General features: G+C 45.4%; 10 protein-coding genes. 4 read left to right on the top strand and 6 right to left on the bottom strand.

The window, feature by feature from the left end; genetic code table 11:
- Positions 1–54 precede the first annotated feature (54 nt).
- Positions 55–576: a menaquinone-dependent protoporphyrinogen IX dehydrogenase gene (hemG, locus tag L5M11_RS12750; protein WP_113939252.1), complete on the bottom strand. Its 522-nt coding sequence runs from the start codon at positions 574–576 to the stop codon at positions 55–57.
- Positions 577–1,052: 476 nt separating this feature from the next.
- On the opposite strand from hemG, the gene L5M11_RS12745 reads away from it, so the two are divergent.
- Together L5M11_RS12745 and L5M11_RS12740 are read left to right on the top strand one after the other, a co-directional pair.
- Entirely contained in the window at positions 1,053–2,261 is a 1,209-nt protein-coding gene (locus L5M11_RS12745; RefSeq protein WP_263161566.1) for an MFS transporter, read from the top strand.
- Positions 2,262–2,404: 143 nt separating this feature from the next.
- A complete protein-coding gene (locus L5M11_RS12740) occupies positions 2,405–3,244 on the top strand; it encodes a TIGR03899 family protein (protein WP_028761753.1) in 840 nt (279 codons plus the stop codon).
- A gap of 102 nt (positions 3,245–3,346) precedes the next feature.
- Here L5M11_RS12740 and cysC read toward each other — a convergent pair whose 3' ends face one another.
- From cysC to cobA, 5 genes are all read right to left on the bottom strand, one after another.
- Complete coding sequence (gene cysC, locus L5M11_RS12735; protein WP_105251589.1) at positions 3,347–3,964, bottom strand: adenylyl-sulfate kinase; 618 nt, start codon at positions 3,962–3,964, stop codon at positions 3,347–3,349.
- Positions 3,965–4,028: 64 nt separating this feature from the next.
- Positions 4,029–5,753: an SLC13 family permease gene (locus L5M11_RS12730; RefSeq protein WP_263161563.1), complete on the bottom strand. Its 1,725-nt coding sequence runs from the start codon at positions 5,751–5,753 to the stop codon at positions 4,029–4,031.
- A 3-nt stretch (positions 5,754–5,756) separates the two neighbouring features.
- Positions 5,757–7,199: a sulfate adenylyltransferase subunit CysN gene (gene cysN / locus L5M11_RS12725; RefSeq protein ID WP_011788280.1), complete on the bottom strand. Its 1,443-nt coding sequence runs from the start codon at positions 7,197–7,199 to the stop codon at positions 5,757–5,759.
- An 82-nt stretch (positions 7,200–7,281) separates the two neighbouring features.
- Complete coding sequence (cysD, locus tag L5M11_RS12720) at positions 7,282–8,190, bottom strand: sulfate adenylyltransferase subunit CysD (RefSeq protein ID WP_105251586.1); 909 nt, start codon at positions 8,188–8,190, stop codon at positions 7,282–7,284.
- Between the two features lie 91 nt (positions 8,191–8,281).
- Positions 8,282–9,124, bottom strand: coding sequence for a uroporphyrinogen-III C-methyltransferase (cobA, locus tag L5M11_RS12715; RefSeq protein WP_263185873.1), 843 nt, complete (start codon positions 9,122–9,124; stop codon positions 8,282–8,284).
- Between the two features lie 442 nt (positions 9,125–9,566).
- On the opposite strand from cobA, the gene L5M11_RS12710 reads away from it, so the two are divergent.
- Together L5M11_RS12710 and L5M11_RS12705 are read left to right on the top strand one after the other, a co-directional pair.
- Positions 9,567–10,451, top strand: coding sequence for a phospholipase A (locus L5M11_RS12710; RefSeq protein WP_113939007.1), 885 nt, complete (start codon positions 9,567–9,569; stop codon positions 10,449–10,451).
- A 232-nt stretch (positions 10,452–10,683) separates the two neighbouring features.
- Positions 10,684–12,240: a S41 family peptidase gene (locus L5M11_RS12705; RefSeq protein ID WP_263192292.1), complete on the top strand. Its 1,557-nt coding sequence runs from the start codon at positions 10,684–10,686 to the stop codon at positions 12,238–12,240.
- Positions 12,241–12,286 lie beyond the last annotated feature (46 nt).

Here is a 12,286-nt window from a genome sequence, read left to right as displayed (position 1 = left end):
TTCAGGGCGCGAATAGAATAGGGCTAAATGAAGCACCGAAATTTGATATCAAGCTTAAGCGTTGTGGATCTGCTCACCAAACTCAGTCACTTTCTGCCAATCCGTGTATTCAACATTGGTAACAGGGTCCGTAGGTCCTTTCGTTAACCACATGATGAAACGGATAATATTTCTATCTAAAGCGTTATAGCCTTGGTAATTCAAGTTACCCCCAAAAACGCGCAGCAATTGTGGCCGCCAAGTGGTTTTACTTAAAAATGCCTGCATGTAAGGATTGGTCTCTGGGGTGTTTTTCTCGGGTTTACGTGCCACTAAGCTGACAGAGAAAAAACCACTGACCTTATCCGTCAATACGGCTTGATGCTTTTCAATAAACTCGTACAAACTTGGGTTATGTTTACCATGGCGAATACTGGCGCCTATGATGATTTTGTCGAACTCAGTGAGCACTGGAGCGGCCTTGATATCGGCAGTAACCACTTCATTCCCCAAAGCCATTAACTGCTGTGCGAGCTTTTTAGCAATCTTTTGGGTCTGGCCGTGAACACTAGAGTAAATGATAAGAATTCTTTTCAATTTAGCCTCGATTAATCCCAAGCAAAATAACAATAAGCGGCCTAGAAAAGACGGTGCAGGCGACTTAATTTCGACTCTCTATGCCCGTTCGGCATATCAAATGACATCACAACGCTCAGACTAAATGCGCTAAAAGTAGCAATGGACACTCAGAGTCATTGGCATTCCAGTGGAATTTAACTTGGTATGCAAAAGTAAAATGACAATTAAGATATTTCATACTAGGTGATTTACCCGCCAATTTACATGAAATAGATCACGGGCTTAGCGCCAAACACCCCAAGTATATGCGGTTGTTTTAACTGCCTCACAAAAATAACGCCTTAGGTATATTCTCGCTTTAGCGTCTTTGTAACCTAGAGAGTTAATTCGCCTAAACATTGTTACAAAATTGAAAGGGATAAGTCACACCTTATATAGCCAACCTAAGAAAAAAGCATTAGCATTTGAACACTTATCGCCTGAGTCCCTTATCCATGAAAGCTATTCAAGCAAAAGATCCTAAAGCACTCTTGCTGTGGATGACCTTTGTTATGTCGCTCGTGTTTGCCGTTTGGCAGGCATTACTCAACAACTTCGTGATTGAGAAAGCCCAATTCACTGGTGCTGAAATCGGCATGTTACAAAGCCTGCGCGAAATCCCCGGCTTCTTGGCTTTTACGGCGATTTTTGTGCTACTGCTCATTCGAGAACAAGCCTTCGCCCTACTCTCGCTCGCCATTTTATGTATCGGCGTAGCGGTAACAGGTTTCTTTCCTCAGGTCATAGGCCTATATCTTACGACTGTGCTGATGTCTGTCGGGTTTCACTATTTTGAAACCATCAACCAATCGCTAACGCTGCAATGGGTCGAAAAAAAAGACGCGGCTGGATTTATGGGGAAAGCACTGGCGTGGCGTTCGGCGGCTGCTTTAGTCGGTTATGCCAGTATTTGGCTAGTAATGACTTGGTTGAAGCTAGACTACCTGCATATGTATTTGATTATAGGCGTATTAGGTCTCATCATTGTACTAACCATAACATGGTATTACCCCAAGTTTGAGACAACGGAAATACAACACAAAAAAATCATACTGCGTAAACGCTATTGGCTCTATTACTTGCTCACCTTTTTTTCAGGTGCGAGGCGGCAAATCTTTATGGTATTTGCGGGCTTTATGATGGTTGAAAAGTTTGGTTATAGCGTCAGTGAAATCACTGCGCTGTTCTTAATCAACTATGCCGTTAATCTACTGTTTGCGCCTGCTATTGGTCGTTTGATTGGACGTATTGGTGAGCGTAATGCGCTTACTGTGGAATATATTGGACTCATCTTAGTCTTTATCAGCTATGCCCTAGTCGAACAAGCCAATATGGCGGCAGCACTCTACGTCATCGATCATTTACTTTTTGCGATGGCAATTGCGATGAAAACCTATTTTCAAAAAATCGCCGACAGCAAAGACATTGCCGCCACTATGTCGGTCAGTTTCACCATAAACCACATAGCCGCTGTGATTATTCCTGTGCTTTTGGGCTTATTATGGTTAACCGATCCTGCCTTTGTATTTTACATAGGGGCGGGCTTTGCCGTATGTTCGTTAATACTAGCGCTGAATGTGCCGCGCCATCCTGAACCGGGTAATGAAACCTTATGGTCTTGGCCAACTAAAAGTGCGACATCAATTGCTAAAGTCGTTAAATAAAACAGCATAATAACGAACCAAATAATTGGCTTAACGAGATGCTAAACTAAAGAGATGATCATCTAAAGTAAGCTACAACCGAATGTAAGAGTTCACTAAACCCTCACCTCAACCACAGTGCAGGCTCAAGGATTAATAACGCGATGAAGGATTCAGATATTTTACTGTTGGCAGAAGAAGGCGAGTCAGCATCCGAGGTATCCGCTCGCAAAAAAGCCCTGCTACTCGGTCGCCAATTAGGGCTCGCCAGTGAGCAAGAATATCGCCCTGCGAACGCCTCAATAGCCGAGCGAGCTCAACATAGAGCACGCAAGTTATCGAGCGAATATCAGGCCAATGTGGAAACCATTTTTGCCTTAGCCCTCAGTTATACCCACTCAGATGTCACTGGGGTCGATCTTGATCCCGATTGGAGCCATCAATTTTTCTTGATGGCGGAACAAATCCATAACCGCAAGATGCAAGATTTATGGGCTCGGATATTGTCGAGCGAGATAGTGAATCCGGGAAACTTCAGTCTACGTACCCTAGCGCTGCTCAAGCAACTGACTCACAGGGAAGCACAAATTCTTGAAAAAGCCCTTGGCATGGCGGCGAAGGTAAATAACGAGCAGCGCCTAAAACTCATCAGTGGCTACCGCTTGTCAGGTGGGATTGGCCAGTATTTCCGTAAAACCACCTCAGTCAATTTAGGCTTATCCCAGTTTGGGCTACCTTATTCCAGTATTTTGACCTTAGTCGATGCGGGAATACTTCACAGCAGTGAGTTCGAAACCGGCCTACTCAATAACAAAACACCAATTCAATTTGCCCTGCAAGGCATACAAATGAAGCTTACGCCCAAGAGCGGTAATCTGCTTTTTAGCTATTATCGCTTAACACCGATTGGTGATGAACTCGCCCAACTAGTACAGCCTAAGCCAGATCAAGAATACTTGAAGGCTCTACAGCTCTTGTTTGCTAAAGACTTTAAAATAGAATAATGCTCACGCCATAAAAAATTATGAATCAATGGTATAAGCAGTAAAACCCAGAAATAATAAAGGAGCCTAAAGGCTCCTTTTAAGCAAGATAAGGGCTAAATGTTAAGCTAGCGCTTTTGCCTTATCGGCATTAATGACATTGATCGCCGTTAAATAATCGATTAATGCACGCACTTGAGTCACTAAATCGCCTTTGCTGGTATCTATGGTTAATTCGGCGGCTAATGGCGCTTCATAGGGTGATGAAATACCAGTGAAATTGCTAATTTCGCCACTGCGCGCTTTCACATATAACCCCTTAGGGTCACGCTGCTCGCACACGCTCAAAGGCGTAGCTACATGCACTTCAATAAACTGCCCGGCAGGAAAACGGGCACGAATACCATCACGTTCTTCACGGGTCGGGGAAATAAAGGCCGATAACACCACAAGCCCCGCATCCACCATCAATTTAGCCACTTCGCCCACACGACGCAGGTTCTCATCACGGTCTTCAACCGTAAACCCTAAATCTTTACACAGGCCGTGGCGCACATTATCGCCATCGAGCAAATAAGTGTGGAATCCCGCCTCAAATAACGCCCGCTCTAATGCACCCGCCAGTGTTGACTTGCCCGCGCCAGAAAGTCCGGTAAACCAAAGTAGCACTGGGTTTTGACCTTTCTGCTCGGCTCTCGCGGCTTGGTCTACAGGATGTTGATGCCACACGATATTTGTCATAAAAACTCCTCAATCCCCATGTTGACTAACCACTAACATAAGGGCAATAAACTCAAGCTAATCACTAAAATGGAAAGATGATCGGCACCATAAATATCACTATCAGGGAATACAGCACAGATAACGGCAATCCAAGGCGGACAAAGTCACTGAAGCGATAATTACCCGCATTAAATACCATCAAATTGGTCTGATAGCCGTAGGGTGAAATAAAGCTCGCGCTGGCACCAAAGACAACGGCCATAATAAAGGGCCTTGCATCGACACCGTAATTAAGCGCAATCGCGTAAGCGATAGGGAACGCCAGCGCCGCCGCTGCGTTATTGGTCACCAGTTCAGTCAGCAATAAGGTCATTAAATACACGCCGACAAAAGCGCCAAATACCCCATAACCGTTAATAACTGAGAGTAATCCTTGGGCTAAACTGTTCGCAAGGCCAGTACTCATCATCAAGTTGGCAAGCCCTAACGCACTCCCCACGATCACCACTAATTCCAATGGGAAACGGCGTTTAAGCTCAGCCAGTGTGACTGCGCCTATGGCAAAATAACTGAGCAGCAATATCACTAAACCTTTAGCCAAGGGTAATATGCCAGTGACACTCAGGATGATCGTTGCCGCAAAGCCCAGCAATACCCAACGACCACGACGACTGTCTAGACGCACATTCAAATCTAAGCCACTGATCGCTGCAAACTCTGAACTCAGCTTTGCGCTATTGCTAAAACCATCACCTGGCGTCAATAACAACACATCACCGGGTTGCAGAATAATGTCACCGAGTCCGCCCTTCAGCGGATGATTTCCGCGGCGAATGGCCATCACAGCCGCATCAAATTGCTCACGAAAACGCGATGCTTTCAACGAACTGCCCACTAAACTGGATGACGGTGCGAGTACAGCTTCAACTAAATTTTGTCCTTTGGCTTGATGTTTACCAAACCAATCTAAACCATCGAATTGGTGCAATAACTCAACCGATTCCACCGCGCCACTGAAGCGCAGCACGTCGTCCGCTTGCAACACTAACTGGGGCGGCACAGGGCAAATACAAATGCCACTGCGTTCTAATTCAACCAGATATAACTTTTTCAGCGCCCTAAGTTTATTATCCACCACACTGCGACCGACCAAGGACGAACCTTTCGCCACATGGGCTTCGAGCAAATATGGCAGCGCTTCTTCACCTGACTCTTCCCGTCTGTCGGGCAGAATGTTCGCCAGTAAGGTCAGTAACAATATACCCGCGACAACGATCACCACTGCAACTGGCGTAAACTCGAAGAACCCTAAGGCGGGTAAGCCGGCGTTTTCTACAAAGGAGTTCACAATCAAGTTGGTCGAGGTACCAATCAGGGTCAGTGTGCCACCTAAAATTGCCGCATAATTTAACGGCAATAATAACTTAGCCGGCGCGTGTGCCTGATTGCGGCGCACAACACCAATCAGTGATGCTACAACTGCAGTGTTATTGGTAAATGACGACAGCAAAGCCGTCGAAAAACCGAGCTTTGCCATTGTCATAGGCAAAGAACTATTGCCTATGACTTGACTCAACTTTCCCAGCAGGGACGTTTTTTCTAACGCCGTCGCGGCCAACACCAACAGGACAAGTGTGACTAAGCCAATATTGGTAAAGCTTGTTAATGCGGTATCGAGCGCAACCATGCCCAAGAGATAACAGAGCAAAAATGCAAATAAAAACAATACCGCTGGGTTGATACGGCCGCTAATTAAGCCAGCCACAAGCCCTATCAAAATAATCGCTAATTGCCACAAGTCACTCACAAATTAAGCTCCAAGCTGAGTGATATCTATCGCTTGCCAATGGGGGAAGTGTTTACGCACTAAGGCATTAAACTCGACTTCAAAGGCACTAAATTGTGACGCTGTTTGCTTGTTAATATGTTGACCCGACACCACCATCACCGCGGCAACCGTCGCATTAGTAAGACGGTCGATTAAGATCATTCCGCCGGTATCGCGTACTAACGAATAGGCATCAAATACTATGTCTTCGGTCAGTTCTAAGGTCACACGCGCAATCGCGTTTAACCCAAGCGTGTCCGTCGCACTGCGCGCTAAGGTGTTAACATCAACCACATAATCGATAGCTGTTACAGAGGCTTGCGTCTTCTTACCGGCCACTTTGATGTCGTATAACTGACCGAGTTGTAATGGCTTTTCATCCATCCACACTATATCAGCGCTGATCAGGTTAGCGACGGCGGGAGCTGAGTCGGGTTTTGCCAGTAAATCGCCACGGGAAATATCAATTTCATCTTCCAGCGTGATAGTCACAGCCTGGCCTGCAACCGCTTCCTCTAGATCACCATCGAAGGTGACAATACGTTCAACCTTGCTGCATTTACCCGATGGCAACGCGACTAACTCGTCGCCGACCTTGATGATGCCAGAGGCTAACGTGCCCGCAAAACCGCGAAAATCTAAGTGAGGACGCGACACATATTGCACAGGGAAACGCACGGGCAATGCACTGAGTTCGCGTTGAGTATCAATGGTTTCTAGCAGTTCAAGCAGTGTTCCACCTTGATACCAGTCACTTTGGGTACTGCGCTCAACCACGTTGTCACCATTAAGCGCGGATAAGGGCACAAAGTGGATATCGAGATTACCGAAATCTTTAACGAAATCCGTAAAATCGGCACGAATACGATTGAATACTTGCTCATCAAACCCCAGCAAATCCATCTTATTCACGGCAACCACAAAGTGACGAATACCGAGTAATGACGCGATAAACGCATGGCGCTTAGTCTGAGTCTGCACGCCGTAGCGGGCATCGACTAAAATCACCGCTAAATCACAGGTCGATGCACCTGTCGCCATATTGCGAGTGTACTGCTCATGCCCTGGCGTATCGGCGATGATGAACTTGCGCTTATCACTTGAAAAATAACGGTAAGCCACATCGATAGTGATGCCCTGCTCGCGTTCGGCTTGCAGACCATCCACCAGCAAAGCTAAGTCAATCGCTTCACCTGTGGTGCCCATCTTGGCGCTGTCGCTCTTAAGGCTCGCCAATTGGTCTTCATAGATCTGCGCGCTGTCGTGTAACAGGCGGCCAATTAAAGTGCTTTTGCCGTCATCCACACTGCCACAGGTTAAAAAGCGCAGTAAACCTTTGTGCTGCTGCAGGGCTAGATATTCTTTCACACCATGGAGGGTAATTTCTGCCGCCATGAGATTGGTTTTATTGACCGCTTTGTCCATCTTATTCTCACTCTTGATCTGCTTGGCTGAAGGTCGCACTGACTAGCGCCACCTTCGCGAAATAGGCTTAACCCTGAAGATATTAGAAGTAGCCTTGACGCTTCTTCTGCTCCATCGAGGCACTTTGATCTGAGTCGATCAATCGGCCCTGACGTTCGCTCGAACGGGTTAACAGCATTTCTTCAATAATCTTTTCTAGACTGTCGGCCTCAGAATACATGGCGGCCGTGAGTGGGTAGCAACCTAAGGTTCTAAAACGCACCACTTCTTCTTTAATCTGCTCGCCCTCGGCTAACTTCATCCGCTCGTCATCGGCCATGATTAACTGACCACCGCGCTCAACCACTTTACGTTTAGCGGCAAAATACAAAGGCACTAACTCAATGTTTTCTTGATAAATATATTGCCAAATATCCAGTTCAGTCCAGTTAGATAGTGGGAACACGCGAATACTTTCGCCCTTGTTCACTGCGCCGTTATAGGTGCGCCATAATTCTGGACGTTGGTTTTTAGGGTCCCATCTGTGGTGACGGTCGCGGAAGGAATACACGCGCTCTTTGGCGCGAGATTTTTCTTCATCGCGGCGAGCCCCACCGAAAGCCGCATCGAAACCATATTGGTTAAGTGCTTGCTTTAAACCTTGGGTTTTCATTATGTCAGTGTGTTTCGCACTGCCATGGTCGAAGGGGTTAATCCCCTGCGCCAACCCTTCTGGGTTAATGTGCGTCAGTAACTCGAAGCCAAATTTCTTTGCCTGCGCATCACGAAACGCGATCATCTCTTTGAATTTCCAACCTGTATCGACATGCAGCAGCGGGAATGGGATCTTGCCTGGATAAAAGGCTTTACGCGCTAAGTGCAACATAACGGAAGAATCTTTCCCGATGGAATACAACATCACAGGATTATCGAATTCGGCTGCAACTTCACGAATGATCTGGATGCTCTCGGCTTCCAGTTGTTGTAAGTGGCTTAATTCACGCCCGGCCATACTATTCTCCGTTACCTTAAATTCGCCGTGTTACCACAGCATGGATTAGCTTAATTTGTTTAACTGCTTAATAGCTTTAACTGTTTGCGGCTTAGCTTATCGACGCGCCCGAGACTCTAACCGATTGAGTCTGTTCATCGCTGACCTGAGTCGATTCAATCGCTTCAGGTTTGAACCAATGCAAGGTGTCACTCAGCGTGACGACTTCACCTATGATCATCAAAGCTGGCATTTGTAATTCTGGATCGGCGGCAAGCTGTTCAAGCTCACCTAAACAGCCGATAAAACGACGTTGCTCTTTAGTAGTTGCCTTTGACACTATCGCCACGGGTGTTTCAGGGCTTCGGCCCGCATCGACTAAACCTTGGCGAATAATGCCTGCGTTCAGAATCCCCATATACACAACTAAAGTATTGTTAGGATTAGCATAACCTTGCCAATCCATAGGGCGACTCTCTAACTGACAATGGCCAGTGATAAAAGTGACGCCTTGGGCATGATCTCTGTGGGTTAGGGGAATTCCCGCATAGGCTGACGTGCCGCTGGCAGCGGTAATGCCGGGAACGACTTCAAACTCAACCCCAGCTTCAACTAAGGTTTGTAACTCTTCGCCCCCGCGGCCAAAAATAAAAGGATCGCCACCTTTAAGGCGCACCACATTTTTACGGGTGTAGGCTTTAGTGACGAGTAACTGATTAATCTCGTCCTGTGCGGCGCTATGCTTGCCCGCACGTTTACCTACGGCAATCTTCTCAGCGTCTTTGGGAATAAGATCGAGGATATCTTGGCTGACTAAAGCGTCGTATAGCACTGCATCAGCAGTTTTAAGGATGCGCCATGCCTTTAACGTCAATAGCTCAACGTCGCCGGGACCTGCACCCACCAGCCAGACTTTGCCTTTGGCCGCTTGGCCCGGTAAAGAGAAAATTTCCATCAGAATCCCCAAGATCACTTTAGTCTGTAGAAATATAGCGCGTCTTATATTCCATAATAAATAGATAATTATTAGTTTTTATATCATTTAGATATAAAAGAATAAGTGACCACTCACTTAAAGTGGGGAAAACCTTAGGTTTCAAAATCAAAAATGCCCTAAATCCAGGTTAACCCATTGAAATAAAAATGACTTAATAAGATTAAGCGAATTGCATCAAAATAATTTCTGTCCGCTAAGTGCATGATTTTGGCACTATGTTATTGCCAAAAATTCTACCTAAACATGTCTCTATGGGACTAAAAATGGCTGACTACAAGATTTGTCATTAAGTGACACAGGATTTTTCCATAACCATAAATTCACTTTCTAATGTTAAGCTGGAAATAACTATCTTTGTTGAGTACGACTGACAAATAAATAAACACATCAAGGAGGGCAGATGAAACCACTTTACTCAGGTATTGCATTGGCAGGGCTATTAGCCTGTACGGACATAAATGCCGAAGAATCATTAGTCAAAGGAAGAGTAAAAGATGAACTTGCCACGGCGGATCTACCTTTTGTGATTACGCCACATAAAGTGAATTACCTTTTACCAGTCACCTACAGCCCAGATCCCAACATGGCACCTTTCACCGAAGATGCAATACTCAACCCCTATTCTTTAGATGAGTTTGAGGCTAAGTTTCAAATCAGTTTTAAATTTCCTATTTGGTACAATGTGTTTGGTGATAATGGCCATTTATTTTTTGCTTACACCAATCAATCCTATTGGCAGGTTTATAACAAAGACACTTCATCGCCTTTTAGGGAAACCAATCACGAGCCTGAAGTCTTTATGCTGTTTAATAACGATTGGAAAATTGGCAGTGTGACCAATTCCTTTTGGGGATTTGGTGCCGTACATCAATCGAATGGTAAAGCAGGGCCACTTTCCCGCAGTTGGAATCGACTCTATGCCACTATGATTTTTGATGCAGGCCCACTCGCCTTCTCCACCAAAGTGTGGTGGCGTATTCCTGAAGATGAAAAAACAGATCCATATAAAGCCAGCGGCGACGATAACCCTAATATTGATGACTATATAGGTAAAGCAGAGTTTATTGGCGTTTATGGTATCGATGAACATAGATTCACTTTAACCGTTAAAACGAATCTAGAAGATATCGACAGAGGCTCAGCAGAACTGACTTGGAGTCATCCTATCGTCGGCAACTTACGCTTTTATACTCAATACTTTAATGGTTATGGCGAAAGCCTAATCGATTACAACTATCACAATCAACGTATTGGTATCGGAATTTCACTCAACGATATTCTTTAAGAAAGATTACCCACTTGATCCCGCTATTTAAGATTGTTTGGGTATATAAAGTGACTAAGTACAAAAATCGACCATAATTTGCTGCTAATCTACCAAACCTGCTGCTAAATTGCTCAGATGGACCTGAGTTTAGGGCAGAGCAGGACGATTTACATTGATCCGAATGGCATTTAAGCCGATAGTCGCACACCTTTTTGTGCCCTGAAGCAGCGCCTTAACATCATGGAGGAATATGAGTTTTAGCTACCGCAGCATAGTCATGCTACTCAGTGTCATTATTTTCGCGAGCTTACTTAAGCTCGCGTTTTTCGCTGTGCCAAAAGATAGCGCTGCACCAGTGCTGAATGCACAAGAGGTACGCCAAGATCTCTATGCCTTATTGGATCAAATCGAGCAACACTCAGCGTTTTATGCCTTAACGGCCGACAAAGCCAACCCGCAGCTTAAATTTATGGCTAGCCTTATTGTTGAACAGTATCAAGATATTACTCCCAATGATCGCTTTGCTGCTGAAGTCACTAAATTACTCAATACCCTCAAAGATCCAGGCGCTCAAGTGCATAACTTCGACGATCAAAGCGGCGATCTCCCGTTAACGCTAAGGCCAGTCAACGACCAATGGTTAGCCTTGGATAACGATAATAATCCAGTCAACAACGACTTCCCCTTTATCACTCATATCGATGGTTTACCTATGAGCAAATGGGTAGCGACCAGCCAAGCCTACTTACCTGAGCCGGCAAAACAGAGCCAAGAAATGCAGTTACCTTGGCTGAAAAAACTTAACCTACTGCGCGAAGACTTAGGACTCAGCATAAAGCCCTATGTAGTCATTACGCTAATTAATGATGACCTGCAAAGCCAGCAGGTGACTCTCGCCCTGCCAAGCCATAACCCACAAACTCAATTAGCAACTATCAGTGAAAAAGACGAGACTCAAGATATTAATGTGCTCGAATTTATTAACCAATTATCTCAATTTGAGCGCACCGAATTTCAAGACATGCCAAATCAATTAGAGACGGTCAACAATACGACGGTCAAACTTAAGATCAGCGATCTCTACGCCTTTGAATTAGATAAAGAACAACAGCAAGAACTGCTCAAAGGCATGACACATCCATTACTGATCATTGATTTACGTGATGCCAGTGGCTTTAGTCCGAAATTATTGACTATGCTGTCGCGATATCAAGATGCGGATTTAAATAACACTTTAGCACCTAATGTGATGGGATTTGCGCACTATCGCCGCTCACCAGAGCTGAGAAATGATTATCTACAGCCGCTCAATTTTATGCCTCTGGATGCGTTAGAGTACAGTCCTCCTAGGCTCAAATCTCTCACCCGTAACTTACCCTCTGTCGATAAAGAGAAATTCAGCCCTTGGTATGTTCGCACTAAGCCTGCGGTGGTTCCTGAAGGGCGAAATCGCTTAGCGCTACTCGTGAGTCCCCATTGTCGCCAAGAATGCGAGTGGATTGCCTATCGTACTAAATCTTGGTCTAGGGCAAATTTGATTGGTGAAAAAACCTCAGGTGACTTTGCACGTCAGTATCATTTCAAACTGCCAAACAGTGGATTAAACATAAGATTCAGCAGTTCGTTAACCTATGATGCACAAGGGAGACTCCTGTCGGGTGTCGGGACTGAACCGGATATTTTGCTCCCTCAGAACAGTGATATTCAATGGCAAGGGCTCGTTAGTTTAATGCGCTCCGCCAAGCCCAAAGCGCAACTTGTACTGCCAGCACAGCACACTAAGTTGGCTCAAGCTAAGCTAAATTAAGCCAAAAAAAGAGCCAGCAATCTGCTGGCTCTTTTTAAGCAAATAT

Origin of the sequence: Shewanella sp. SM87 (assembly GCF_025653705.1) — a bacterium.
Classification (GTDB): Bacteria; Pseudomonadota; Gammaproteobacteria; order Enterobacterales; family Shewanellaceae; genus Shewanella; species Shewanella oncorhynchi.
The sequence above is the reverse complement of the archived record's forward strand: the minus strand, read 5'-3'. Positions and strand labels throughout refer to the sequence as shown.